This is a genomic window from Parasphingorhabdus sp. JC815 (genome assembly GCF_040717415.1).
In the GTDB taxonomy this organism is placed as follows: Bacteria; Pseudomonadota; Alphaproteobacteria; order Sphingomonadales; family Sphingomonadaceae; genus Parasphingorhabdus.
Genome location: NZ_JBFEFM010000001.1, coordinates 758314 through 783747, shown reverse-complemented (window position 1 = coordinate 783747; position 25434 = coordinate 758314). Strand labels below are relative to the sequence as shown.

Here is a 25434-nt window from a genome sequence, read left to right as displayed (position 1 = left end):
TTGTATTAATTTCCAGCTTGAGACGCCGGTACCTCGTTATTAACAGCAGTCTCCATTCGGGCTGGCATAATATATTGGTCGGGCCCTACACTTACCAGTATCTTTTCATCCGCGACAATTTCAATCTTGGCTAACTCGGCTCCATCGGCAGCCTCTATTCCGCGACCATCTGTTAAAATCTTGAACCGGCGAAAGCCTCCGTCGGGATGATGGATGATAAGGGTCACTCCATTTTCTGTAGACAACCGCTCAGCTTGGCAACTATCGGAAAACTGGCTTTCACCATTGACCGCGCAGCGGATTTTACTGCCATCAAGCCCTTGGTTTATTGCATTTTCTGCTTCGGTATCGCTTTCCGATCCACATGCCGTGACCAATAATATAGCCGCAGAGATACTAGATATCCGCGTAAACATGCTTTTCCGCTTTGGCGCCAGGATGCGTTACAGCACCCTTATAGGCCGGACCGACATTTTGTGCATATCGCCAGAGCGCACCGGCTGCATAATCATTTTCATGCGGTTTGAACCGTTTGCGCCGCTCTTCCAGAGTTTTTTCATCCACCTCAAGGTCGATTACCCCTGTAACAGCATCAATATTTATCATATCGCCATCTTCAACCAAGCCGATTGGACCGCCATCGACCGCTTCGGGTCCGACATGACCGATGCAAAAACCGCGCGTCGCTCCTGAAAAACGGCCATCCGTAATAAGCGCTACTTTTTCGCCCATGCCTTGACCATATAGAGCCGCCGTTGTTGCCAGCATTTCGCGCATGCCCGGACCGCCTTTTGGCCCTTCGTTACGGATGACAATGACTGAGCCTTCCTTGATCTCACGCTTTTCTACAGCAGCGAAAGCATCTTCTTCGCATTCAAAAGTCTGGGCAGGACCGCGGAATTGCAGACGCGCCATGCCAGCGACTTTCACTATCGCTCCTTCGGGAGCCAAAGACCCTTTCAGACCGACAACCCCGCCCGTAGGCGTGATGGCATTGCTTACATCATAGATAACCTTCTGGTCGCTATTCCATGTGATCTCTTCAATATTTTCGCCCAGTGTTTTACCACTAACCGTCATGCAATCACCAAATAGCAGACCGTCATCCATCATGGTTTTCATGAGCATATACACGCCGCCGGCATCATGCATATCTTTGGCAACATATTTGCCGCCCGGTTTCAAATCGGCGAGATAAGGCGTTGTCTTAAACACTTCCGCAACGTCGAACAGATCAAAATCAATGCCCGCTTCGTTAGCCATTGCAGGCAGGTGAAGAGCAGCATTTGTTGATCCGCCAGTTGCAGCAACTACGCGCGCAGCATTAAAAAAAGCATCTCTGGTGCAAATATCGCGTGGCCGTAAATTACGTCCGATCAGGTCCATAATCTGACGTCCGGCGGCAACGGCCATGTCCTCGCGGGTTTCATAAGGCGCAGGTGCCATATTGCTGTTGGGTAGTGACAAACCAATTGCCTCGGCCACACAGGCCATTGTGTTAGCCGTAAATTGTCCACCACAAGCCCCATGACCCGGACAGGCCACTTTTTCCAGTTCGATCAACTCCTGAAGCGGGCAGTTACCTGCGCTATGTTGACCCACGGCTTCAAATACATCAACAACGGTCACATCCTCGTTATGGAAGCGGCCCGGCAGGATAGATCCGCCATAGACGAAGATCGAAGGAACATTGAGCCGTAGCATCGCCATCATCATGCCGGGCAGGCTTTTGTCGCAGCCGGCATAGCCGATCACCGCATCATAGCAATGACCACGCACACTCAGTTCTACTGAGTCGGCAATGACCTCACGCGATACAAGAGAGGATTTCATCCCCTGATGCCCCATGGCAATGCCGTCTGTAACAGTGATGGTGTTAAACCGTCGCGGGGTTCCGCCGCCTTCAATAACGCCTTGCCGGGCCATATCAGCCTGTGCATCAAGCAAAGTATTGCATGGCGCACTATCATTACCGGCAGAAGCAATCCCGACAAACGGTTTAGCAATATCTTCTTCGCTCATCCCCATGGCATAATAATAGCTACGTTGAGGCGCGCGTTCCGGGCCGACGCTGACATAGCGGCTTGGCAAGGTGGATTTATCGAATGTTCGGGTCATTTCATGGTCCTGCAAAAAAGTCAGTTATTGCCAAACGTCCTTCCAAAACTATGACGATCACGCAAGCCCTGTTCGTATCTTATCACACATTCGTATCAATAAATCGGCGAAATGGCGTTGACCGGTTTCATGGGTAATCAAATCTTGTCGTATTTCAATTTCCGTATAGGCTTGTCCGATATCCTCTGCTTGCCTCTTCATTGTGGCGTGAAGATCTTTGCCTGAATAGGGCTGCTGGTCGCCAACTACCAGTTGCTCATCTTTCAAAAAGTCCAGTGCCAAACGCGAAGCAATTTCATACTCATTGTAAAGAACTCCGATTTCCCAGGGCCGTTGTTCCACTGAACCGGATCGTAAATTGGGGGTAAAGCTGTGCAAGAAAAGAACCAGATCAGGGTTCATATCACGGATTAAAGACGCAACGCGGTTGTGATAGGGATGAAAATATTGGTTGAGCCGGGCTTCTCTATCCTCATCACTAATATCATTGCCGGTTATTTCCACACCATCGCTATGCTTGGGTATAGCAGCAGCTTCATCAGGATAGCGATTAAGGTCCACAACTAAACGAGAGACGGTCCCTAAAATAGATACACAATCTGATGTTTCAGACATATAGCGCGCAATATTAGCAACGCCGATATCATATGCGATATGTTCTTCCAGACATTCGGAAGGGATACCAAGATCAATATGCGACGGGACATGGTTTGAAGCATGATCCACTACGACCAATATGCCACCTTTTTGAACTATTCCTGAAATTTCAAATGGCTCAATCATTTTATTCCTCCGATCATAGTCCATATTTTCTCCAGTTTGCTGTTCATTGTGTCATTGGCGGAATGTGCTGCACCCAAACTTTCGTAAAGCGCGAAGCATGTCGCGCCTGATCCCGACATTCTGGCAACTACGGGATTTGTTTCATTCAGTCTCATTAGTATATCTCTGATAACGGGGGCATGACTTTCGGCGGGCAGTTGCAGATCGTTACGACCTGAAAGAGCCATCTCCATCGGAGTATTGCCCACAAGAGCACCGCGATCAATGCCGTCCCAATCACGGAAAACCGATGCTGTTGCTATTGGTATTAGTGGGTTAACCAATAGAGCGACATATTTCTTTAGTGCCGTGCTATCTAAATATCTAATGTCTTGGCCACTCCCCTTTCCCAAGCATGTCTGGCTATGGACACAAGCAGGAACATCAGCGCCAAGAGGAGCAGAAAGTTGTGCCAGTTCAGATATTGACAGATCGAATTTCCAAAACCGGTTAAGCAAACGGAGCGCCGCGGCTGCATCTGCGGACCCTCCGCCGATTCCGGATGCAATCGGCAGATGCTTCTCTAGAACGAGATTCGCATCCAGCTTTCTGTCGCTTTGTGATGCCAACAGATGCGCGGCATCCATAATTAGGTTATCGGTATCGCTCAATCCATTGGCAAAGGGGCCAGTTATTGAAAGATTGATCCCCTCACCCGGTTGCACCGACACAATGTCACCGTTGTCGAGAAACGCGAAAACCGTTTCAATGTCATGATAACCACTGATCAGCCGCTCACGAACATGAAGTGCAAGATTTATCTTTGCATAGGCGATTTCACTGTTGCCAGAATAGCTGTCTATTTGTGTCATTAAGGCGAAACAAGATTTGCACGAAGACCCAAGTCAATCTTGTCGGTCAAGCGTTCGGCACCAGTTATATCGGCAAATAATTTTGCAGATTTCCAAGCATAGCGAGCTTCATATTTGCGGCCTACTGCCCAATAAGCGTCTCCAAGATGCTCGTTAATCGTTGGGTCGTGGGGTTCTCCAGCACGCGCTAACTCCAGATAATCAACCGCTTTTTCATACTCGCCGGTGATATAATAGGCCCACCCCAGTGAATCCGTGATCGCTGGAGAGGATGGCCTAAGCTTATAGGCTTTGCGGATTGCAGCAATGGCTGCCTTGGTGTTTTCCCGGCGTTCCAACTGCGCGTAGCCAAGATAGTTTAATATACTGGCAGATTTCGGTAGCAAAGCATTAGCTTTTTTCAATGATTCAAGGCCTTTGGGCCAAAGCCCGGCCTGTTCCTGAGCACCGCCCAGCGCTAACCAATAGCTTGCAAGCACCCTGTCTGAAAGATTGCGCTTTTCAGCTAGAATAATAGCGTCTTCATAAGCTTTTGCAGCGGCTTTATTGTTACCGCTAACCTGAAACAATTGCCCGGATAAAGCCCTTAATTCTGGTATATCAGGGTGCAATGCGATGGTCTCTTCCATACGTTTATGACCAGCGGTATAGTTTTTGGTTTCTATATATCGTGCAATCTCCATGTTGATAGCTTGAAGCGCATAGATACTATTATCAGGTATTTTCTTCAGCTCGGCTATAGCTGCCGCGCTGTTTTTAATATTCCCATAAGCATCCGCCAGAACATGACGCCCATAGTCATTATCAGGAGAGATATTTGCTGCGGCTTGTGCAATTACGAGGCCGGAAAAATATGCTCGTTGAGCACCAAGATCCGCGGCAAGTCTTTGGAGCAGGAAAGCAGCCCCTGTCATTGCGTCGGCTTTTTGCGCTAATCCATGTGTGTTTCCGGCCTGAACCTCGCGGAACATTCTGGTCTCTGATCCGGTAACTTTATGTTGCAATATCTTTTGCGCCTGCTCCTCGTTTCCTATCGCTAGAAAATGACGGGCGATAAGAATACGCAACGGCGCCATTCGTGGTTCACGTCGATCAATCAATGCGTCAATCAACTGCATGACATCAGCTTCATAGCCGCCTGCCAAGGCATGTAATATCAACTGCTCTTGATGGTAATAAGCGCCATTCTTATCTTTGTTTGCCAGCGAGAGTTCCTTCACAGGGCTCTTCCCGCTAGCATTGGCGATCCAGGCGTTTAGCAAAGGTGTTAAAAAAGCCAGATGTTCCCGGGCTTTTAGTTCAAGCGAAGCCAGTTCCGCTGCCTTATAATCCTTACGTGCAAATGCGTCCGCAAATAGCAACAACGGCATTTCCGGATCAACGGCACCGCCTAATTCCAAAGCACGAACGGCTTTAAACGCCAGATGAAAATCTCCAGACTCAATAGCTTTTACGTAAGTTTTGCTAGCCAGAAGCAGGTTGTCAGGCTGCTTCTTCAATGTCTCTGCATAGATAACGGCTGCGTCCGCCGGTCGGCCATTTGATTCTGCCAACCTAGCTTCAACATATTTTTTTAGCATTTCAGCATCATCGCTGCGCTTCGCAAAGGCCGGGCTACCAAATAGAGTAGCCAATATGATGCTGCTTAAACCTATTTTACATATTGGGGTAATTCGGGCCTCCACCACCTTCTGGGACTACCCAATTAATATTCTGGGACGGATCCTTAATATCACAGGTTTTGCAATGAACACAGTTTTGCGCGTTAATCTGGAACTTCGGATTACCGGCTTCATCCTCAACGAATTCATAGACACCCGCAGGGCAATAGCGCTGCGAGGGACCAGCAAACTGGGGTAGGTTCACATCCACGGGTATTGAGGGATCTTTCAGTTGCAGGTGAACCGGCTGATCTTCCTCATGATTGGTATTGGACAGAAAAACAGATGACAGGCGGTCAAAGCTGATAACCCCGTCCGGTTTAGGATATTCAATCGGTGTGCAATGTTCTGCACGTTTCAAACGCGAATGATCCGGATGATGCTTCATCGTGAACGGCATTTTGATTTTGAAATTCTCTGCCCACATATTGATGCCGGCAATGATAGAACCAAGGAAATCACCATATTTCTCAACCGCTGGCAAAACATTGCGAACGACGCGCAATTCCTCACGTACCCAGCTATTTTCATAGGCTGTACCATAAGCTGTTAGCTCATCGTTTTCACGGTCTGCGATAATCGCCTCAAAAGCTGCTTCGGCCGCCATCATTCCTGTTTTCATCGCGGTGTGCGTACCCTTGATCCGCGGAACATTCACAAAACCAGCAGAGCAGCCAATTAACGCGCCGCCGGGGAAGAATAATTTGGGTACGGATTGAAAACCACCATCATTAATCGCGCGGGCACCATAAGAAACCCGCTTTCCGCCTTCCAATATCTTGCGGATTTCAGGATGTTGTTTCCAACGCTGCATTTCTTCAAACGGTGACAGATAAGGGTTTTCATAATTGAGCCAGGTGACAAAACCTACGGCAACCTGGTTATCGGCTTGATGATACAAAAAGCCGCCTCCGTTTGCGCCAGCAGTCAAGGGCCAGCCTTGACTATGGATAACGCGGCCCGGCGCATGTTTATCCGGATCAATATCCCATAGTTCTTTGACGCCTAGCCCGTAAACCTGTGGCTGGCTATCTGCATCCAAGGCAAACTTGTTTTTCAATATTTTGGTTAAATGCCCACGAACGCCTTCTGCAAAAAAAGTATATTTTGCATGAAGTTCCAGACCTGGCTGGTAATCAGCTTTGTGAGTGCCGTCACGAGCGACACCCATATCACCAGTGGCAACGCCTTTGACCGAACCATCATCATTATACAGAATCTCGGCTGCCGCGAAGCCCGGGAAGATTTCTACTCCCATATTTTCCGCACGCTCACCTAGCCAACGGCAGAGATTGCCAAGTGAACCTGTATAGGTTCCTTTATTTTGCATAAATCCGGGAAACATGATGTGAGGCAATGCATATTTTTTTCTTTTGGTCAGTACCCAGTGCTGATTGTCCGTCACAGGAACCGCCGCCATTGGGCAATCTTCTTCGCGCCAATTGGGGAGCAGTTCGTCCAAAGCCTTCGGGTCAACGACCGCACCGGACAAAATATGTGCGCCGATTTCAGAGCCTTTTTCAAGGATACAGACTGAAAGATCCTTACCCGCTTCATCCGCTAATTGCTTAAAGCGTATAGCCGCTGCTAGTCCTGCTGGGCCGCCGCCAACAATGACTATATCATAAGGCATGGATTCTCGTTCACTCATTGTATAATTCCCGTAATCGTCCTAATTAAACGTTTCAAATTCGCCCTGCCGCACATAACGACCTTTTGAACAGAAACATGCTTGCCCATCAATTGACCTATTCGTCAACTCATGACTCTATGCATAGATGACTTTAGCTACGCTTGAAAACCCCGAAAATACTCACTTTGAACAGATCACAAGTTTATATAACTGGTGGAGTCTGGCAGGCATTGATCTGCGATATGACAGCGCGCCAAGATCTCTTTTAACCGAAGTAGGCAAAGAGCCTGAAGCCAAGCTGTCGCAACCTGCTCTAGTGGACGCGAAGGCCGCTACGGAAAGCAAGCCTTCTTCTAAACCGGAATCCTCACTCCATATAAATGATAATCTGGATTTCCCTGCACAATATGCCGATTTTCTTGAATGGTTATCCATAAGTGAAAACTTGGTTGAAGCAGAATGGTCGCGACAATATGTATTGCCAGCGGGCGTGATAGAGCCAGAAATAATGATTATTACCGGAATGCCTGATCAGGAAGGCTTAGGGAGAGACTCATTATTTTCTGAAAAATGCTCTAAATTACTGACTAATATGCTTAGGGCCATGGGGTGCGATTCGAAGAAAATCTATTTGGCCTCCCTCTCCCTCGCGCGCTCCTATGATGGTCGTATTGATCCTCAATATAATTATGTACTTAAAGAGCGGATGCTCCATCTCATTAGATTGGTTCGCCCTGAAAAAATTATTTTCTTTGGTGAAACTCCATCACAAATATTTTTTGACCAGAATTTGCTCGCTGCTCGGAATAAATTACAATTTATTAACCAGTTTTCATACAAAACCGAAGCAATCACTACTTTTCATCCTCGGATATTGGTCGAAAGGCCTGAATTCAAAAGAGAGGTATGGAAAGATTTGCAATTGCTCTCGAGGGTCCCCAGCTTATGAAGAACCTGCATAGCTTAAAACAAAGACTGGTATTAACAGCTGGGATAATTACTTTGCCGTTATATCCAGCTATAGCTGAAGATAATGGAGCGATATTGTTCAATAGTTCCTCTATCGCTAAAGACATACCCTCCCAGATAAAACGTAGCCAATCAGAATATTATCGCGCTATTTTTCAAGCGATGAGGGATAATCAGTGGGAAACAGCAAGAGCTCTCATTGAAGAAGCTCCGGATGGACCGTTAAAACCGATCGCAAAGGCAGAGTTTTTCCTTGCCGCCAATTCGCCTCGGGCTGAATTGGGACCATTATTAATTTTAATCAATGAAGCGCCACATATTCCGCAGGCAGCTCAACTAAGTCGTCTTGCGAAGAAAAGAGGCGCGCAATTACTTCCTGATCTGCCGCAACGACGCAATCTCTCTTATGTTCCGGGATTACCCGTCCGGTCCAAACCCAATGCTATAAATTCAGATAGCATTGCGAATGCAATACGAAACCATATTATTGATTTTATCAAGAATGATAATCCACGCGAAGCAGAAGCATTGCTCTCGTCGTCTGCAAGAGAGTTATCATCTGATGCCCGCACTGAACTCGAACAGCGCGTGGCTTGGTCCTATTACATAGAAAATGACGATCAATCCGCTCGGCGTGTCGCACAAAAGGCTCAAAAAGGTAGTGGCTCCTGGGCTGCTCATGCCGATTGGGTAGTGGGGCTTGCCTCATGGAGATTGAGAGATTGCCAAACGGCCAGCGCCGCCTTTGACAAGGTTGGACGTCGAGCCGACAATCCTGACCTGCAAGCAGCCGGTCTCTACTGGAGCGCGCGTTCAGATATTGTTTGTGGGCAGCCACAGAACGCGCAAGGCAAGCTGCAAGCCGCAGCTAAGCGAAGCAGCGGTTTTTATGGTCTTCTTTCCGCACAGACCTTGGGTATGGATATGACTGTAACCAGAGTCAGGGATAGCTTTGCCAAAGATGATTGGAAAAACCTGCGTGATCATGACAATGTCAAAGCGGCCATTGCGCTAGTAGAAATCGGTGAAGAAGCACTTGCTGACAAAGTTTTACGTCATCAAGCGAGCATGGGGCATGACAATAATCACGGCGCTATGTTGAAACTTGCTCGTGACCTTAATTTGCCGCGGACGCAATTATGGCTTGCTCATAATGCACCGCGCGGGTTTAAGCCCGATTCACAGGCACTTTTTCCAGCGCCCAGTTGGAGACCTGATGGTGGGTGGCGCGTTGATCCAGCGTTAATCTATGCCCATGTTTTGCAGGAATCAGCATTCCGTAGTGAAGCAGTCAGCCCGGCTAATGCAATCGGCCTGATGCAGGTACTGCCTGGCACAGCATCCGATATTGCGCGCAAAAGGGGGCAGAGAATTGAAACGACTGCATTATTCAATCCTTCTACCAATCTCGAATATGGCCAGTCTTATCTGGAATATCTCAACGGTACATCAATTACAGAAGGTAAGCTGCCAAAAATTGCCGCTGCTTATAATGCCGGCCCGGGATCGGTTCAGCGCTGGAATACCGAAATCAGGGATAATAATGACCCGCTTCTTTATATGGAAAGTATTCCGTATGTCGAAACCCGTGGTTATGTCTCAATCATCATGCGAAATTACTGGAAGTATGAGCAACAAGCAGGCATCCGTTCTGAAAGCTTGGCAGCTCTAGCTCAGCATAAATGGCCAATATTCCCGAAGAAGCCGAGCAAAGATAAACTCTATTTTACGGCACGTTAGATAAAATATTATAACAGACACAGTAAATCCGGATGGGCCATTATAAGCCCATCCGGTTATGTTCATTAGTACCGGTAATGTTCAGGTTTGAAAGGACCTTCCGGTGTAACGCCAATATATTCGGCTTGTTCCTTCGACAATTTGGTTAGTTGTACACCTAGCTTGTGCAAGTGCAGTTCAGCCACTTTTTCATCAAGATGTTTAGGCAAAACATAAACGTCATTTTCATATTGTTCAGGCCGCAACCACAGTTCAATCTGTGCCATTACTTGATTGGTAAAGCTGGCTGACATGACAAAGCTGGGATGCCCGGTGGCACAGCCCAGATTGACCAGACGTCCCTGTGCAAGAATGATAAGTTTCTTGCCATCGGGAAATTCCACTTCATCAACCTGCGGCTTAATCTCGTTCCATTGCATGTTCTGTAATCCGGAAATCTGGATCTCGCTATCGAAGTGGCCAATATTACATACAATTGCGCGGTCTTTCATTGCACGCATATGGTCAACCGTAATGACATCTTTGTTACCTGTCGCTGTAACGAAAATATCGGCGCGTTTTGTCGCTTCTTCCATGGTGACAACTTCATAGCCTTCCATAGACGCTTGCAGCGCACAGATCGGATCAACTTCTGTCACGAGCACACGAGCACCGCCGTTGCGAAGTGAGTCAGCAGACCCTTTGCCAACATCACCAAAACCGGCGACACAGGCTACTTTGCCGGCCAACATTACGTCGGTCGCTCTGCGAATGGCATCGACTAACGATTCTTTACAGCCATAGAGATTGTCAAATTTGGATTTGGTAACACTGTCATTCACGTTAATCGCTGGAAATGGCAGTTTACCATTCTTGGCAAGGTCATAGAGCCGATGAACACCGGTGGTGGTTTCTTCTGATACACCTTTAATAGTTTCCACGGTTTTCGTCAGATATCCCGGGCGTTCGGCGAGAAAGCGTTTTAGCGTGGCAGCGAAAACCTTTTCTTCTTCATTGTCCGGCGTGAACAATTCTTCGCCTGCCTCAACCCGAGCGCCCCAAAGCGCAAACATGGTCGCGTCACCGCCGTCATCCAGGATCAGGTTACATGTTTCCTCTGGACCCCAGTCAAAAATACGTTGAACATAGTCCCAATATTCTTCGAGTGTTTCGCCTTTAATTGCGAATACTGGTGTACCGCCAGCCGCAATCGCAGCAGCTGCATGATCCTGAGTTGAATAAATATTACAAGAAGCCCACCGAACAGTCGCACCCAATGCCAGAAGCGTTTCGATCAATACCGCTGTTTGAATGGTCATGTGCAGCGATCCGGTAATCCTCGCGCCCTTCAAAGGCTGCTCCGCCCCGAACTCTTCACGCAAAGCCATCAGGCCTGGCATTTCTGTTTCGGCAATCTCGATTTCTTTGCGTCCGAAATCCGCCAGACCAATATCCTTGATGACGTAATCTTGCGTTCCGGTATCTGCTGTTGTGGCCACGTTCATTCTCCTTGAAAGACAAATTGCCGCATCGGAAATCCGGTGCGGCACTTATGTTATTTCTTAACAATATGCTGCTGTGGAAGCAAATATAAAGATCTCTTTATATTTGTTAGAAAGTTACTAACATGACCTATCGTCTATAATTATGGCATAGCCCTTTACGTTTCAGGCACTGCCAAACTGACCGGAGAGCATGTTTGGATCAATGCCCTGCGCTTGCCAGGCCATTTCCCATTTGTCCGGTGCATCGGTTTCATAGAGCCATTCGGGCTCACCTGAAAAAATTGACCAGCCATTTTGGGTTAATTCATATTCCAGTTGCCCTGCTCCCCAACCTGCATAGCCTAAAGCAGCAATCCATTTTTCCGGGCCGCGATTTTTCGCTATTGCTCCCAATATATCCAAGGAGCTACTCAATCCCCAACGATCACCGACCTGCAACGTATCGGAGAGATTGAAATCAAGGCTATGGAGAATGAACCCGCGATGCTCCTCCACCGGCCCGCCAATAAAGACATTGCGGTCTTCCAGAGACTGGGGAACGATATCAAATTGTTCCAATATACCATGAAAACTGATGTTGGGAGATGTCTCCCCGATATTAATACCCAATGCACCATGTTCATCATGGGAGCATATAGCAATGATAGAACGCGCGAAACGCGGGTCGGCCATGCCAGGTGTTGCAAGCAGGAACTGGCCAGAGAAATAGCGGGGACTGTCCATATCCTTATCTTAAACAACTTCTCGCCGCGTGCCCATGGTAAATTAGATAAATTGAGCATTATCATTCCATTGCTTGCAATTTCATAATGTCGTCACCACAAATGGATAGGATATGCAGACGATCTGCGAACCCGAACAAAGGAGCAATATGATGATCAGTAAAGGCGATAAAATACCCGAAGTAAATCTAGTCAAAGCGACGGAAAATGGCCCCGAAAAAATCAGCTCCTCTGAATATTTTGCGGGCAAGAAAGTGGCTTTATTCTCCGTTCCCGGTGCTTTTACACCGACTTGCTCGGCCAAACATTTGCCTGGTTTTGTGGAAAAAGCAGACGAATTAAAAGCCAATGGCGTCGATGAAATTGCCTGCACCGCAGTAAATGATGCGTTTGTTTTGGGTGCATGGAACAAGGAATCCGGTTCCGATGACATCACTATGCTAGCTGATGGCAATGGTGACTTTGCCAAGGCTTGTGGTCTGGAAATGGATGGCTCCGGCTTTGGTCTTGGCACACGCGGACAACGGTTCTCCATGATTGTTAATGATGGGGTGGTCGAAGAATTAAACGTCGAGGCACCCGGCGATTTTAAAGTGAGCACAGCAGATTATATGCTCGATCAGCTTTAAGACCGATCAAAAGACAAAAAACCGGCAGAGAAATTATCCTCTGCCGGTTTTTTAATATCTACCATCCGCAGGATTTGCCTTTATTCTCTTCTTTCAGCCAATCCATCAGCGGCTTGAAATAGCTGATCATCGCTGAGCCGTCCATTTCGCGCGTTCCGGTAAATTTTTCCAGAGCATCTGGCCAGGGTTTTGAAGCGCCAAGTTCCAGCATGGCATTCAGCTTGGCCCCCACTTCTTTGTTACCATAGAAAGAACAGCGGTGGAGCGGCCCTGTCCATCCCGCTTCATCACAGGCCGCTTTATAGAATTGGAATTGTAATATCCGCGCAAGAAAATAGCGCGAATAGGGTGTGTTGCCAGGGATATGATATTTCGCGCCCGGATCAAACGCATCGGCAGGCCGGTCAACTGGCGGTGTAATCCCCTGATATTCCAGCTTCAGGTCATGCCAGGCCTGTGTATATTCTGAAGGTTTGATATCGCCTGAAAATACCTGCCAGCGCCATTTATCAACCAACAAGCCAAAGGGAAGAAACGCCACTTTGTCCATCGCCTGACGTAGCAACAGACCAATATCCTTGTCCGAGCTGGGCACTTTGGCGGGATCGAGCAAATCAACCTGCACCAGATATTCCGGTGTGATCGACAGGGCTACCATATCGCCAATCGCTTCATGGAAACCGTCATTCGCGCCATCAAGATGCAAATAGCTCTGTTTGTTATAGGCGCGCTGGTAATAATTATGTCCCAGCTCATGATGGATCGTGGTGAAATCATCGCCGTTCACCTTGATACACATCTTGATGCGGATATCATCGACATTATCAATATCCCAAGCACTGGCATGGCACACGACTTCACGGTCCGCTGGCTTGGTAAATTGTGAGCGTTTCCAGAATGTGTCCGGCAACGGTTCAAAACCAAGAGAAGAGAAGAACCCCTCCCCCGCTTTGACCATTTTCATTGCGTCATAATTTTTGGCTTTTAACAGCTCGGTCGTATCAAAACCAATGTCCCCTGCCCCTTCCGGCGCAACAATATCATAGATGTTACCCCATTCCTGAGCCCACATATTGCCAAGCAGGTCAGCGCGGATCGGGCCGGTTTTGGCCTGAACCGTATCGCCATATTTTTCATTGAGTTTGTCACGCGTATAGCAATGCAGTTCGTCATAAAGCGGCTTCACCTGATTCCACAGCTTGTCGGTCAGCTTCGCAAAATCATCCGCGGGCATGTCATAACCGGATCGCCACATTGCGCCGACATCTGCAAAACCCAGTTCTTTGGCACCCTCGTTGGCGATTTCGACCATACGCGCATAATCGTCTTTCATTGGCGCGCCGACATTGGTGTGCCAACTTTCCCACATTTCGGACAGCTCATCCGGGTTACGGTTTGTCCCCATCGCGGCTTCTATGTCAGAGCCGTTTATTTCTTTGCCATTCAACGTCCCCTTGCCTTTGCCGTAAGCGGAGTTCAATTTGGTGGCGATGGTGTTCAGTTCCGTTGCCGCGCCCGCAGTCGTCGGAGCGGGAAGCACAATTCCGCCGCGCAGCTTATCAAGTTTGCGCGCCGTGACGGCGTCCAGCCCCTTAACATCTTTATATTTCGCCGCATCAATGGCCGCCTGCACCGCCATAGTCGTGCCTTCGGCACCGGCTTTGGCCGCCAGGACATCGGTATCATCGGTGATATAAGTAGAATTAATCCAGTAAATCCGCGATGCATCGACAGAATGTTCGAACATTTCCTTTTCGGTTTTGTCGACGAAATTTTTTGCATCTTCTGCTGTCGGATTGGCACTTTTTGCTTGAGTGTTTTCTTGAGCATAAGCCGGAGCGCTTAACGCAATCGCGGCGAGGGCAATGATCGAAGCGGCAGATTTCCCTGCTAATCTCGCTGATAATATCATATTCTATCCTCTGTAATTTGAAAATCTGGTATGGATTGAAACTTTATTTTACTACCGTCAAGCCCGTCTTTCCCGGCTTCTCCAAATCAAGGCAGCGATCATTCCGAGCGTTCCGACAATCAAGGCCAAGGATTTGGGCGGCATAACAAAGGCTGCAATAGACGCTAACCTATCGTCCCCCTGCTCTTGCAAGAGCTGTGTTATCTGACAGATGGTTTCGATGTAATCGAGCAAGCCGAACAGGAAATAGATCAGCACCAGTAAGAGACCGAGTTTTTTTAACGACGGTGAGTGGGCATCCTGCCACAAAAGACGTCCACCGATGATGCCGCCAATGGAATAAAGCCCGATAAACACCAGATCAGTGATCATCGACCATCTGGCTTGGCTCATCTGCCCTGCTGCGGCCCAGCTTTGCTGAATAGCATTGATACGTTCAGCCGAACCGGCTCGCTGATGATCCACTATTCCACCCGGTGCGATATCCGTGGCTAGCGAACCACTTGTAAACACCATGAAGATAAAGACTGCGAGACCTCCAAGCCAGAATATCCAGAAATTACGCCAGTTTATATATTTATGCATCGGCTTCCCCCTCCGTTCATAGTGATTATTTTTTAGCTATTTAGAAACTTCAAAATCTCTTGCCCCAGCTCAGGCTTTGTTACGCTGCTCATATGCGTGCCCGGAATGGCGACATGGTGGCCATTTGGTAACAGCTGCGCGAGGGCCTCCGGGTCGCCATTATCCCGGTCTTCCGATCCGCATAGAACAAGTGTCGGCGTTGTGATTATTTGTATGGCATCCGGCTCCATATCGGAAAATGTCTTGAGCAGATGGGCCGCTGCGACGACATCAATTTTCTGGCTTTTCATAAACTGGATAGCCATCCAATGGGGATCATCACGCTTGGCGGTGTCACGCAATTCTATGGCTTTGAGAAAAAATCCCTGACGCTGGTTCCAACCCGATAGTCCTTCCAGACCCATGCCCGCTAATATGGCTTTTCGCGGAGAGAGTTCGGTCAGCAATCTGGCGGTTGTTCGCGCACCAAGAGAAAAGCCGCCCAGATCATATTCGGGCAGATCGAGATGAGTAATCAGCGCATGAATGTCCTTTATCAACACATCTTTCGGATAAGCATCGGCTTCATGCGGCGCATCGCTTTGCCCATGGGCTCGCAGATCCGGCATGATGACGCGAAACCCCGCCTCGGCCAAAAGTGCGGCATGACCGAATTTTATCCAGTTGGTATACGCATTGGAAAACAGACCATGCAGCAAAATGACTGTAGGTTGCGTATCAGATGAAGAAGAAGCGGAAGCCAAGGGCTGAGCTGAATCTTGCCCCATTTCGTGAATTTTTAGCTTCACGCCGTCAAAAGACGGTAAATCCCAATTATTTGCTTCCATTATATAGTCCCTAAATCATTACGCATGCGGCAAGCTCGTCCGGCTAAGTTCACTAAGTTCACTAAGTTCACTAAGTTCACACCAATGAAGCACTATATTCTGCCATTTCCGAACAAAAATGTTGGAAAATTGGCTGGCAAAACAGGGATAGAGAAACCACAGGGCAAGACGATATCCATCGTGAGAGCGTAACGGCGCAATCCAAAGTAGGAAAGCCAATAATCTAGCGTTTCTCAAGACCCTCTTGCTTCATTCTCCACACAGCCAGATCAATGCGGTCCTGCCCGAAAAACGGCTCGCCTTCAAACACCAGTGTTGGAACGCCCCAATGACCAGAGGCTTCCAGCGCTTTTTGGTTGTCCGCTATTTCAGTGTCCAGTTCCTCCGCTTGTGTTTCTGCTTCGCTCTTAAGTTCTGTCAGGTCCAATCCGGCACGCGTCGCGGCCTGTGCCAGATGATCGCCCGTATGCCAGTCTTTTACTCCGCCCCAGATCAGGCGGGAAACTTCATCGGCAAACTCCAGCCCCTTGCCACGGCGCGAGGCAGCTTGTCCCATGCGGGTTAGCAAAAATATATGGGGTTGATCCTCGGCAATTTTACGCGTCGCAATATCCTGCACAATCGGGTCAGGATTGGGCGGGGCCAGCGGAATATCCATATATTGTGCGATCCGGAACATATCCTTGAACACATAGCCCAGCCAATTGGGGTGGTTTTTCTCGAAAAAATCCGGTTCCCGGATCGCCAGTGGATAGACAAATCGCTGATGGATCCGAAGATCATAGTCCCGTGTCAGCGCCACATATCGCCGCGTAGCTAGATAGCTATATGGAGAGCGGAAAGACCAATAAACGTCTGCTTCTAATGTCATATCTCCATCATGACACAATCTTCACCAGCCTTCCATATCAAAACCGATATCGGGCGAATCCCGCAAATACGATGTCTGGGCAAAACTAGTCATTGTATATAATAAACTATGTTATTAGTTAGCTGGCATGAGTGACAGTATCGGATTCCTGATCGGTGACATTTCGCGCCTGATCCGCCGGACGTTTGACAAACGTGCCAAGGCCATTGGTGTGACCCGGGCACAATGGCGGGTTCTTACCTGGCTGCAACGCCATGTCGGTATCAATCAGAGCACTTTGGCGGATATGCTGGAATTGGAGACCATGACAGTTTGCCGAATGGTTGACCGCCTACAATCCGCTGATCTGGTGGAGCGTCGCGCTGATGTTGATGACCGGCGGGCATGGCGGTTGTTTCTGACGCCTAAAGGCGTCGCGTTGACGGAGCAATTAACCCCTGTCGGGGAGCAATTATTGCAAGAAGCAATGATTGATCTGGCCGATACAGAGAAGGATCAGTTTTTGCATTTGCTGGAACGGGTTCGCAGCAACCTTCAATCCATTGATGATGCAGATTTGCAAGAGAAACGGACTAATCATGGCTGATAATCCCAACCCGAACATAGAAATACCGGAAAGTCACGACATCGCTAAGCCCCATGATGAAGCTGAACCTGAACTGGCCGATATATCGCTGGCCCGCCGGATTAGCCGATGGATATTAATGCTGTCGGTTCCGTTAATTCTGGTTGGTTTTGGCGTTTTTTACTGGATAAACAGCAGCCGCTATGCCTCCACCGATAATGCCTATGTTCAGCAGAATATAGTCTCTGTCTCTTCAGAAGTTGGCGGAAAGATTATCGAAGTGGGAGTGAGCGAGAACCAGCCGGTTGAGGCAGGTGATTTGCTATTTGCTATCGACCCGGAACCGTTTGAACTGGAAGTTGCCCAAAGCAGCGCCCGCATTGCCGCCGCGCAAGTGGAGGTGCAGAATCTTGAGACGGATTATCAGGTAAGCGGAGTAGATATTGAAGTGGCACGCAAGGACATTGCCTTTGCCCAGTCCAATTACCAACGTCAGGCCGCGCTAATGGAAAAAGGGTTTACCACGCGGGCGCGTCTGGATGCTGCTCAACATGAAGTTGATGTGGCACGGGCCAAATTGAAATCCGCTCAAGCCGATGTTCGGGCCGCAAGGGCGCGACTGTCGACCGGATCGGCTGTTCCGGGGAAAAATCCTGCAATTGCAAATGCACAGGCAGCCTATGAACAGGCGCGGCTTAATCTTTCCCGCACGCGGGTTGTGGCACCTATTTCCGGGCGAGTTGCCCAATCGACGCGGCTACAAACCGGTCAGATGATGGTTGCCGGATTGCCCGCAGTGTCCATTGTCGATGATCAGAATAGCTGGATAGAGGCTAATTTCAAGGAAACCGATCTTGCCAGAATGGCAGTGGGGCAAAAGGCGACTATTAGCTTTGATGCTTATCCGGAATTGGAACTATATGGCCGGGTCGAGAGCATCGGCGCGGGGACCGGATCGGAATTTTCTGTGCTGCCTGCCCAGAATGCCAACGGCAATTGGGTTAAAGTGACCCAGCGTGTGCCAGTGCGGATTAAAATTCTGGACAAATCACCGCGTCAGTTAATTGCCGGGATTTCTGCTGAAGTGACTGTTGATCTGCGTACCGGTAAACAGTGACTTCCAACGATCCCAATGTAGCGGCCTTGCCGGTTAATAACCGTTTGTTACTGACGATAGCGGCCATGCTGGGCAATATCATGCAGATATTGGATTCCACTATCGCCAATGTGGCTTTGCCTCATATGCAGGCCGGATTGGGTGCCACGCTTGATACGGTGACATGGGTATTGACCAGCTATATTCTTGCCACCGCTATTGCCATTCCGATTACCGGATGGATTTCCGACAGAATTGGCTCACGTAAACTTTTTCTGCTTTCGATTGCGGGTTTCACTGCATCTTCCTTGTTATGTGCCACGGCTACCAATATTGAAATGCTAGTAATATTCCGGGTCATTCAGGGGTTGTCCGGCGCGTTCATCATGCCGTTGTCACAAACAGTCATGCTGGACATCAACCCACCCAAAGACCATCCCAAAGCCATGGCAATATGGGGCATGGGCGTGATGATTGCTCCTATAACCGGCCCGATTATCGGTGGTTATCTTACTGATAATTTCAGCTGGCCGTGGATCTTCCTGATTAACGTCCCGATTGGCATTATCACCTTTACCATGCTCTGGACTTTATTACCGTCGAAACCGATCGCACGGCGGAAATTTGATGTGTTCGGGTTCACTTTGTTCGCGATTTTTATCGCATCTTTTCAACTGATGCTCGATCGCGGTAATGGAGAAGACTGGTTTGATAGTTGGGAAATCATCATCGAATTCGGTTTGGCAGCCGCCGCGCTATGGATGTTCACGGTCCATATGATGACTTCGAAAAACACATTTTTGTCCAGAGATTTGTTCAAGGACCGTAATTTGGTCACCGCAATGTTGTTGATGATTGTCGCGGGTGTTGCGATGTTCTCGGTCATGGCCTTATTGCCACCAATGCTTCAGAATATCTATCATTATACCCCGACCGATGCCGGTATTTTGCTCGCTCCGCGGGGAGTTGGTGTCTTTTTGGGCATGGCCATCGCTAGCCGGCTAGCAACTATTGTCGATGCCCGGTGGGTCGTTGCGGGAGGGATGGCGCTGGCGTCCTATTCCGCATGGATGATGACGGGATGGAGCCTTTCCATGAATCATTGGCCAATCATCAGCAGTGGCCTTGTTCAAGGGCTGGGCATGGGGGCGCTGTTCGTCACAATGAATATATTGGGGTTTTCAACGCTTCCCCCTGCCCTGCGAACCGATGGTGCCAGTATGCTCAATCTGTCGCGCACCATTGGAGGTTCAATAGGTATTGCGGTGTTTGTCGGCTTGCTCAGCCGCAACTGGCAGATCAGCCATGCCGATGTCGCCGCTAATGTTACCGAAGCCCGCCTATCACCGCTCAGCCCCGCCTTAATCAGCCGCTTTGGTCAATATGGTGATCAGGCAATGACTATGATCGACGGGGAAGTGAACCGGCAGGCGTTGATGATTGCTTATATCGGGGACTTTTGGTTGATCGCTGTTGCTACTGCTATTTGTGTGCCGCTGGTATTCTTGATGAAAAAGCCCCAGAGGGCAAGTTTGGAAACAATGGATAGCGCCAGCGCAGCACACTAGAGTTTAATATTATACCACCGTCATTCACCTTTGCATGGAAATGACGGTGGTGTTTACTGTCTTTAACCTTTTTGCAATTGCGTGCGGCCCAGTAACTCTGCAATCTGCACGGCGTTAAGTGCAGCGCCTTTTCGCAGGTTATCCGACACGCACCAGATCACCAGGCCGTTTTCGACCGTCGGATCTTCGCGGACACGGCTGACATAGGTAGCCCCGTCCCCGACACATTCAACGGGGGTGATATAGCCTTCGTCCTCACGCTTATCGAACAGCATAATGCCAGGTGCTTCACGGAGAATATCCCGTGCCTGTTTGACGGAAATCTCATCTTCAAACTCGATATTAATTGCTTCGCTATGCCCGACAAAAACCGGTACGCGTACGCAAGTAGCAGTAAGTTTGATCTTCGGATCGAGGATTTTCTTTGTCTCGACCACCATTTTCCACTCTTCTTTGGTCGATCCATCGTCAAGGAACACATCAATATGCGGAATGACGTTAAATGCGATCTGCTTGGTAAAGACCTGATTTTCCTTGGGATCACCGACAAAGATTGCGCGTGATTGTTCGAACAGCTCGTCCATGCCACCTTTACCAGCGCCGGAAACAGACTGATAGGTTGATACCACGACCCGTTTGATCGTAGCGGCATCATGGAGTGGCTTTAACGCCACCACCATTTGAGCGGTCGAGCAATTGGGATTGGCGATAATATTGCGGGCTTTATAACCTACAATCGCGTCCGGATTCACTTCCGGCACGATTAACGGGACATCCGGGTCCATCCGGTAAAGCGAGCTATTGTCAATGACAACACAGCCCGCCGCAGCCGCTTTGGGTGCATATTCCTTGGTCGGTCCGGAGCCTGCTGCAAATAAAGCCATGTCCCATCCGCTGAAATCAAAATGCTCGATATTCTTGACCTTGAGCATCTTGCCAGTGTCGCCAATTTCAATCTCGCTACCCTGTGAACGAGCGGATGCGACAGCGGCCAGCTCGTCAATTGGAAATTCACGCTCTGCAAGGATGCTCAGTATTTCGCGCCCTACATTCCCGGTCGCGCCTACAACTGCTACTTTGTAACCCATAAAACTTTCCTGTGTTAGATATGAAAACAGCCGGTTTTCCTTTGGTGGAGAACCGGCTGCCTATATTTGGTTATGAAGCTATCCTACTTTGCTTCAGCGCCTTTGGCGGGCTGGTTCAAGCGACGTTCCGCAATACGGGCCCGTTTACCTGTGCGGCCGCGCAGATAGTAAAGTTTCGCACGGCGTACAATACCGCGGCGAACAACTGTAATCGATTCGATATTAGGTGAGTAAAGCGGGAACACACGCTCAACACCTTCACCAAAGGAAATTTTCCGTACGGTGAAGCTGGAGCCCATGCCGCGATTCGAGCGTGCAATGCAAACACCTTCATAATTCTGGGTACGAACACGCTCACCTTCAACAACGCGAACGCCAATGCGAAGGGTATCGCCAGCACGAAATTCGGGGATATCTTTTGATGCTGCAAATGCGTCTACAGCTTCTTTTTCAAGTGTCTGGATCAGGTTCATGTCCGATCTTCCTTTTTCTGTCCTTGCGTACCAGAGGGCGACTGATCCGGAGCATCCCTGTGATGCTCCCATAAATCGGGCCGCCTTAGCCGTGTATCTTCCTCTGCCCTTTGTTTCCGCCAAGCAGCTATTTTCGCATGATCCCCCGATCGCAAGATTTCAGGGATAATACGCCCTTCCCATTTCTGAGGCCGGGTGAATTGCGGGTATTCCAAAAGTCCGGTTTCGAAACTCTCATCATCTCCGCTAGAAGAAGCGCCCATTACCCCGGGAAGCAACCGAATGCAAGCATCCAGTAGCACCAAAGCGCCCATCTCCCCTCCGGAAAGGATATAATCGCCGATCGAAACCTGTTCAATCGGCCGCGCATCGAAAATCCGCTCGTCAAATCCTTCGAAACGGCCACATAATATGGTGACGCCGGGACCGGAAGCAATTTCCCGCACACGCGCCTGTGTAAGCGGTTTTCCGCGCGGGGTCATGGCTAATATAGGAGCGCCGGGTTGCTGTTCCAGTGCATGATCAACTGCTGACGCGAGGATGTCGGGGCGCAAAACCATACCAGCGCCGCCGCCCGCTGGCGTGTCATCAACAGATCCGTGCTTGTCAGTAGCAAAATCGCGCATCTGTATGGGACCGCAAGACCATTTCCCCTCTTCCAGCGCTCTGCCGGCAAGGGATATGCCCAGCGGTCCGGGAAACATTTCCGGATAAAGCGTCAGGATTTGCGCAGCAAAGGTCACGGCTTTTTGCCTCCGGTATTTTTCATCTCAAGAATCGCGAAGGTCATGATTGAAATTGCGAGTGCCATCGCAGCATATATGATGACAGTTCGTAGAGGGTTCGCCCCATCAGGGCCGCCACCGAACAGAACAATCAAACCGACGCCAGTAGTCAGTATCAACTGACCGCCCAATATAGTGCACGCCATGCGGGTAAATTGTTCATATTTTTGGCCGAGTTTCCACCCGCCAATAGCTGGTAAAGCCGCCAATATCGCTAATAATGCTATGAAAAATATCGATCCGGTCACGGTTCAACGAAGTCCGCCAATACCACAGCCGGATCACTATCCACATCAATTGCGATAATCGGAACCATGAACTTCTTGCCGTTCATCCGTTCAATTTCAATAATATCGCCAGCACCAAAGTCATGTATAGCAAATATCTTGCCCAGTTCCTCGCCATTGTCCGACACACAGCGCAGGCCGATAATATCCATGTGATAAAATTCGTCCTCGCCCAGTTCCGGCAAGGCCGATCGCGGGACGGAGAGTTCGGTTCCGCGCGCAGCGTCGGCTCCATTGCGGTCGGTAATTTCGGCAAAGCGGGCAATCGCACCCATTTTATGGGGCTTTACTGATTTCAGCGTTAGTTTTCCGCCATTATAGCTCTGATATTGTTTCAGACTGTCGAGGCTCTCGCAAAAAAGCTTGAGCCGGACCTCGCCTGTTACCCCGTGTGCACCAATAATGACGGCAAGCGGGACAGGCGTATCGGGTCTGGAGGTCACGAACCCCTCCCCACCAAGGAAGGAGTCGAGGCGGGATATAATGAAACCGGTTTATCGCTGGATAAACAATGTTTATTCATAACCACCCCGATCTCCTCTCTCAAGAGGAGGGGCTTAAACATTAACCTTCAGCCTTTTCTGCACCTTCATCAGCTTTTGCTTCTTCAGCAGGTGCTTCCTCGGCAGGAGCGGCCGCAGCTTCTTTGGCAGCTTCTTCTGCCGCAGCTGCTTTTTCAGCTTTCTCTTCCATACGCTCGGTTGCTTTTTCGCCGGGCTTGCCTTTGTTGGGGTTGTTACGTGCTTCGCGCTTCATCAAACCGGCTGCATCCAGAAAACGGGCGACGCGGTCGGAGGGCTGTGCACCAACGCTCAACCAATGTTTTGCGCGATCAATATCAAGCACAACGCGCTTTTCATCATCTTTGGCGAGCAGCGGGTTATAGCTGCCGATACGCTCAATAAATTTACCGTCCCGGGGTGCGCGAACATCTGCGATCACGATTTTATAATAAGGGCGTTTCTTGGAGCCTCCACGGGCCATTCTCATTGCTACTGACATAATAAACCTTTCTAAAACAATATGAATACGTAACGTCTAAAACTATTTTTTCTTGTTCAACAAATTCGCGAGATCAGGTGGCAACCCGCCGGGGGTCATGTCAGGCAATCCGGGCATACCGGACATCCCGCCATTCTGGCCGCCCATACCTGCACCAGCAGCGCCGCCGGCACCGCCAAACATGGAGGCCAGTCCTTTTAATCCGCCCATTTTCTTGATCTTTTTCATTGCCTTGGACATTTCCTGATGCATTTTCAGCAGCTTGTTCACATCCTGCACCGTGGTGCCCGATCCTTTGGCTACACGCACCTTGCGCTTGGCATTGAGCAATCCGGGACGGACGCGCTCTTCTTTGGTCATTGATCCGATAATCGCGTCCATCCGTACAAGCACTTTATCGTCCATTGCGCCGCCAGCCATTGCGGCCTTGGCTTTTTTCATGCCCGGCATCATGGAAGCCAGCGCGCCAAGCCCGCCCATTTTGGTCATCTGACGAAGTTGCGAGCGCAAGTCGTTAAGGTCGAATTGGCCCTTGGCCATTTTCTCGGCCAGCGCTTCGGACTCTTCTTTGTCCACTGTCGCTGCGGCTTTTTCGACCAGACTGACGACATCGCCCATACCAAGGATGCGGCCAGCAACACGCTCTGGATGAAATTCTTCCAGCGCGTCAATTTTTTCACCGACACCGACAAATTTAATCGGCTTGCCCGTAACCGCCCGCATTGACAGTGCGGCACCGCCGCGCGCATCGCCATCCATTCGGGTCAGCACGACGCCGCTCAGATCAACCTGTTCAGAGAAGTTCGACGCTACATTAACCGCGTCCTGGCCGGTTAGTGCATCGACAACAAGTAAAGTTTCCTGAGGTTTCGAGACATTGGCAACGGCCTTCATCTCGTCCATCAATTGCTGGTCAACGTGCAAGCGCCCTGCCGTGTCGAGCAACAGGACATCAAAGCCCTGCAACTTGGCTGCCTGCAAGGCGCGTTTCGTAATTTCGACCGGTTGCTGCCCTTCGACAATCGGTAAAGTCGCGGTGTTAATCTGTTCACCGAGAATCGCCAGTTGTTCCTGCGCTGCTGGACGATTGACGTCGAGCGAGGCCATCATGACCTTTTTATTCTCTTTGTCCTTCAGGCGTTTTGCAATTTTTGCCGTGGTCGTTGTTTTACCAGAACCCTGCAAACCCACCATCATGATAATCGCGGGCGGCGATACAGCAAGGTTAAGACTGCTGATTTCTGCACCAAGCATATCTGCAAGCCCGTCATTGACGATCTTTACAACCTGCTGCCCCGGAGTGATGGATTTAAGGACGGATTGTCCGACCGCCTGTTCGGTAACTTTTTCAACAAAATCGCGCACAACCGGAAGTGCAACATCAGCTTCCAGTAAAGCAATACGGACTTCGCGCATCGCGGCACGAACATCTTCTTCTTTTAGCGCTCCGCGTCCACGCAGTTTGTCAAAGACGCCACCGAGCCGATCGCTTAATTTATCAAACATGGCGTCTTCCTTTCTATCGCATCAGCCGAAACCGGCTTAAAACCGCTCAACGCAAAAAGCGCCGGTGGGCGAAACCTCGCTGACCGGCGTGTGAGCTTTAAACTCGAAATTCAAATTACAATACATATAGCAGCACATACAGTGCCGTTATTCGGGACGCGCTTAGCTGATTATGATCAGACCTGCAACCCCGTAGATTCACAATATTTCATGCAATCTTAACTTGAAATTGAGGATTATTAAATAGGAATATCGGGTCATGAGGGTCGCTAGCTCATA

The 25434-nt window shown here is 49.3% G+C and carries 25 protein-coding genes; 6 read left to right on the top strand and 19 right to left on the bottom strand.

Annotated elements, in window-relative coordinates:
- Positions 1–5 precede the first annotated feature (5 nt).
- Genes AB1K62_RS03780 through AB1K62_RS03755 form a run of 6 tightly spaced genes read right to left on the bottom strand, consistent with a single transcriptional unit; the run spans position 6 to position 7064 of the window.
- Positions 6–416 (bottom strand): hypothetical protein, encoded by a 411-nt coding sequence (locus AB1K62_RS03780; protein WP_367001368.1) that lies wholly within the window; start codon positions 414–416, stop codon positions 6–8.
- On the bottom strand, positions 397–2118 hold the full coding sequence (gene ilvD / locus AB1K62_RS03775; RefSeq protein ID WP_367001367.1) for a dihydroxy-acid dehydratase: 1722 nt from the start codon (positions 2116–2118) through the stop codon (positions 397–399). Before ilvD ends, AB1K62_RS03780 begins: the two co-directional genes overlap by 20 nt.
- A gap of 57 nt (positions 2119–2175) precedes the next feature.
- Positions 2176–2901, bottom strand: a complete 726-nt coding sequence (locus AB1K62_RS03770) for an N-formylglutamate amidohydrolase (RefSeq protein ID WP_367001366.1) — start codon at positions 2899–2901, stop codon at positions 2176–2178.
- On the bottom strand, positions 2898–3752 hold the full coding sequence (locus AB1K62_RS03765) for a 4-(cytidine 5'-diphospho)-2-C-methyl-D-erythritol kinase (protein WP_367001364.1): 855 nt from the start codon (positions 3750–3752) through the stop codon (positions 2898–2900). The genes AB1K62_RS03770 and AB1K62_RS03765 overlap by 4 nt, the downstream gene beginning before the upstream one ends.
- Positions 3752–5386, bottom strand: a complete 1635-nt coding sequence (locus AB1K62_RS03760) for a tetratricopeptide repeat protein (protein WP_367001362.1) — start codon at positions 5384–5386, stop codon at positions 3752–3754. Before AB1K62_RS03760 ends, AB1K62_RS03765 begins: the two co-directional genes overlap by 1 nt.
- Before the next feature lie 22 nt (positions 5387–5408).
- Positions 5409–7064 (bottom strand): electron transfer flavoprotein-ubiquinone oxidoreductase, encoded by a 1656-nt coding sequence (locus tag AB1K62_RS03755; RefSeq protein ID WP_367001361.1) that lies wholly within the window; start codon positions 7062–7064, stop codon positions 5409–5411.
- 127 nt (positions 7065–7191) lie between these two features.
- Here AB1K62_RS03755 and AB1K62_RS03750 point away from each other — a divergent pair, with 127 nt between their 5' ends.
- Complete coding sequence (locus AB1K62_RS03750) at positions 7192–7995, top strand: uracil-DNA glycosylase family protein (RefSeq protein ID WP_367001359.1); 804 nt, start codon at positions 7192–7194, stop codon at positions 7993–7995.
- 53 nt (positions 7996–8048) lie between these two features.
- Positions 8049–9755 (top strand): lytic transglycosylase domain-containing protein, encoded by a 1707-nt coding sequence (locus AB1K62_RS03745; RefSeq protein WP_367001356.1) that lies wholly within the window; start codon positions 8049–8051, stop codon positions 9753–9755.
- Between the two features lie 65 nt (positions 9756–9820).
- On the opposite strand, the gene ahcY is transcribed toward AB1K62_RS03745, so the two are convergent.
- Together ahcY and AB1K62_RS03735 are read right to left on the bottom strand one after the other, a co-directional pair.
- Positions 9821–11239 carry an adenosylhomocysteinase gene (gene ahcY, locus AB1K62_RS03740; RefSeq protein ID WP_367001355.1) on the bottom strand — a complete coding sequence of 473 codons (1419 nt, stop codon included), beginning with the start codon at positions 11237–11239 and terminating at the stop codon, positions 9821–9823.
- Positions 11240–11401: 162 nt separating this feature from the next.
- Positions 11402–11962 carry a YqgE/AlgH family protein gene (locus AB1K62_RS03735; protein WP_367001354.1) on the bottom strand — a complete coding sequence of 187 codons (561 nt, stop codon included), beginning with the start codon at positions 11960–11962 and terminating at the stop codon, positions 11402–11404.
- A gap of 148 nt (positions 11963–12110) precedes the next feature.
- Between AB1K62_RS03735 and AB1K62_RS03730 the strand changes: the two genes are divergently transcribed.
- On the top strand, positions 12111–12590 hold the full coding sequence (locus AB1K62_RS03730; protein ID WP_367001353.1) for a peroxiredoxin: 480 nt from the start codon (positions 12111–12113) through the stop codon (positions 12588–12590).
- 58 nt (positions 12591–12648) lie between these two features.
- Here the strand turns inward: AB1K62_RS03730 and AB1K62_RS03725 are convergent, their stop codons facing one another.
- The 4 genes from AB1K62_RS03725 to AB1K62_RS03710 form a co-directional block, all read right to left on the bottom strand.
- A complete protein-coding gene (locus AB1K62_RS03725) occupies positions 12649–14502 on the bottom strand; it encodes a M2 family metallopeptidase (RefSeq protein ID WP_367001352.1) in 1854 nt (617 codons plus the stop codon).
- Positions 14503–14559: 57 nt separating this feature from the next.
- On the bottom strand, positions 14560–15087 hold the full coding sequence (locus AB1K62_RS03720) for a hypothetical protein (RefSeq protein ID WP_367001351.1): 528 nt from the start codon (positions 15085–15087) through the stop codon (positions 14560–14562).
- A gap of 32 nt (positions 15088–15119) precedes the next feature.
- Positions 15120–15914 (bottom strand): alpha/beta hydrolase, encoded by a 795-nt coding sequence (locus AB1K62_RS03715; RefSeq protein WP_367001349.1) that lies wholly within the window; start codon positions 15912–15914, stop codon positions 15120–15122.
- 223 nt (positions 15915–16137) lie between these two features.
- A complete protein-coding gene (locus tag AB1K62_RS03710; protein WP_367001346.1) occupies positions 16138–16785 on the bottom strand; it encodes a DsbA family protein in 648 nt (215 codons plus the stop codon).
- Positions 16786–16912: 127 nt separating this feature from the next.
- Here AB1K62_RS03710 and AB1K62_RS03705 point away from each other — a divergent pair, with 127 nt between their 5' ends.
- The 3 genes from AB1K62_RS03705 to AB1K62_RS03695 are packed head-to-tail and all read left to right on the top strand — an operon-like array spanning position 16913 to position 20014.
- On the top strand, positions 16913–17371 hold the full coding sequence (locus AB1K62_RS03705; RefSeq protein WP_367001343.1) for a MarR family transcriptional regulator: 459 nt from the start codon (positions 16913–16915) through the stop codon (positions 17369–17371).
- On the top strand, positions 17364–18467 hold the full coding sequence (locus AB1K62_RS03700) for an HlyD family secretion protein (RefSeq protein ID WP_367001342.1): 1104 nt from the start codon (positions 17364–17366) through the stop codon (positions 18465–18467). Before AB1K62_RS03705 ends, AB1K62_RS03700 begins: the two co-directional genes overlap by 8 nt.
- A complete protein-coding gene (locus tag AB1K62_RS03695) occupies positions 18464–20014 on the top strand; it encodes a DHA2 family efflux MFS transporter permease subunit (protein ID WP_367001340.1) in 1551 nt (516 codons plus the stop codon). Before AB1K62_RS03700 ends, AB1K62_RS03695 begins: the two co-directional genes overlap by 4 nt.
- Before the next feature lie 62 nt (positions 20015–20076).
- On the opposite strand, the gene AB1K62_RS03690 is transcribed toward AB1K62_RS03695, so the two are convergent.
- The 7 genes from AB1K62_RS03690 to ffh all read right to left on the bottom strand — a co-directional run bounded on the left by AB1K62_RS03690 (position 20077) and on the right by ffh (position 25155).
- The gene (locus AB1K62_RS03690; RefSeq protein WP_367001339.1) at positions 20077–21102 is read right to left on the bottom strand and encodes an aspartate-semialdehyde dehydrogenase; all 1026 of its coding nucleotides are present in this window, start codon (positions 21100–21102) and stop codon (positions 20077–20079) included.
- 83 nt (positions 21103–21185) lie between these two features.
- Positions 21186–21575 carry a 50S ribosomal protein L19 gene (rplS, locus tag AB1K62_RS03685; RefSeq protein WP_367001338.1) on the bottom strand — a complete coding sequence of 130 codons (390 nt, stop codon included), beginning with the start codon at positions 21573–21575 and terminating at the stop codon, positions 21186–21188.
- Positions 21572–22318, bottom strand: a complete 747-nt coding sequence (gene trmD, locus AB1K62_RS03680; RefSeq protein ID WP_367001337.1) for a tRNA (guanosine(37)-N1)-methyltransferase TrmD — start codon at positions 22316–22318, stop codon at positions 21572–21574. Before trmD ends, rplS begins: the two co-directional genes overlap by 4 nt.
- Positions 22315–22608, bottom strand: coding sequence for a hypothetical protein (locus AB1K62_RS03675; protein WP_367001336.1), 294 nt, complete (start codon positions 22606–22608; stop codon positions 22315–22317). Before AB1K62_RS03675 ends, trmD begins: the two co-directional genes overlap by 4 nt.
- Positions 22605–23090, bottom strand: a complete 486-nt coding sequence (rimM, locus tag AB1K62_RS03670; protein ID WP_367001335.1) for a ribosome maturation factor RimM — start codon at positions 23088–23090, stop codon at positions 22605–22607. The genes AB1K62_RS03675 and rimM overlap by 4 nt, the downstream gene beginning before the upstream one ends.
- 121 nt (positions 23091–23211) lie before the next feature.
- The gene (rpsP, locus tag AB1K62_RS03665) at positions 23212–23649 is read right to left on the bottom strand and encodes a 30S ribosomal protein S16 (protein WP_367001334.1); all 438 of its coding nucleotides are present in this window, start codon (positions 23647–23649) and stop codon (positions 23212–23214) included.
- A 42-nt stretch (positions 23650–23691) separates the two neighbouring features.
- A complete protein-coding gene (ffh, locus tag AB1K62_RS03660; RefSeq protein ID WP_367001332.1) occupies positions 23692–25155 on the bottom strand; it encodes a signal recognition particle protein in 1464 nt (487 codons plus the stop codon).
- Positions 25156–25434 lie beyond the last annotated feature (279 nt).

Coding starts and splice junctions, on each gene's coding strand:
- rplS (WP_367001338.1), bottom strand. CDS start 21,575: ATGAACCTGATCCAGACACTTGAAAAAGAAGCTGTAGACGCATTTGCA.
- AB1K62_RS03735 (WP_367001354.1), bottom strand. CDS start 11,962: ATGGACAGTCCCCGCTATTTCTCTGGCCAGTTCCTGCTTGCAACACCT.
- AB1K62_RS03730 (WP_367001353.1), top strand. CDS start 12,111: ATGATGATCAGTAAAGGCGATAAAATACCCGAAGTAAATCTAGTCAAA.
- AB1K62_RS03715 (WP_367001349.1), bottom strand. CDS start 15,914: ATGGAAGCAAATAATTGGGATTTACCGTCTTTTGACGGCGTGAAGCTA.
- AB1K62_RS03765 (WP_367001364.1), bottom strand. CDS start 3,752: ATGACACAAATAGACAGCTATTCTGGCAACAGTGAAATCGCCTATGCA.
- AB1K62_RS03780 (WP_367001368.1), bottom strand. CDS start 416: ATGTTTACGCGGATATCTAGTATCTCTGCGGCTATATTATTGGTCACG.
- ahcY (WP_367001355.1), bottom strand. CDS start 11,239: ATGAACGTGGCCACAACAGCAGATACCGGAACGCAAGATTACGTCATC.
- AB1K62_RS03720 (WP_367001351.1), bottom strand. CDS start 15,087: ATGCATAAATATATAAACTGGCGTAATTTCTGGATATTCTGGCTTGGA.
- AB1K62_RS03700 (WP_367001342.1), top strand. CDS start 17,364: ATGGCTGATAATCCCAACCCGAACATAGAAATACCGGAAAGTCACGAC.
- ffh (WP_367001332.1), bottom strand. CDS start 25,155: ATGTTTGATAAATTAAGCGATCGGCTCGGTGGCGTCTTTGACAAACTG.
- AB1K62_RS03705 (WP_367001343.1), top strand. CDS start 16,913: ATGAGTGACAGTATCGGATTCCTGATCGGTGACATTTCGCGCCTGATC.
- AB1K62_RS03770 (WP_367001366.1), bottom strand. CDS start 2,901: ATGATTGAGCCATTTGAAATTTCAGGAATAGTTCAAAAAGGTGGCATA.
- ilvD (WP_367001367.1), bottom strand. CDS start 2,118: ATGACCCGAACATTCGATAAATCCACCTTGCCAAGCCGCTATGTCAGC.
- AB1K62_RS03725 (WP_367001352.1), bottom strand. CDS start 14,502: ATGATATTATCAGCGAGATTAGCAGGGAAATCTGCCGCTTCGATCATT.
- AB1K62_RS03755 (WP_367001361.1), bottom strand. CDS start 7,064: ATGAGTGAACGAGAATCCATGCCTTATGATATAGTCATTGTTGGCGGC.
- rpsP (WP_367001334.1), bottom strand. CDS start 23,649: ATGTCAGTAGCAATGAGAATGGCCCGTGGAGGCTCCAAGAAACGCCCT.
- AB1K62_RS03710 (WP_367001346.1), bottom strand. CDS start 16,785: ATGACATTAGAAGCAGACGTTTATTGGTCTTTCCGCTCTCCATATAGC.
- AB1K62_RS03690 (WP_367001339.1), bottom strand. CDS start 21,102: ATGGGTTACAAAGTAGCAGTTGTAGGCGCGACCGGGAATGTAGGGCGC.
- AB1K62_RS03750 (WP_367001359.1), top strand. CDS start 7,192: ATGACTTTAGCTACGCTTGAAAACCCCGAAAATACTCACTTTGAACAG.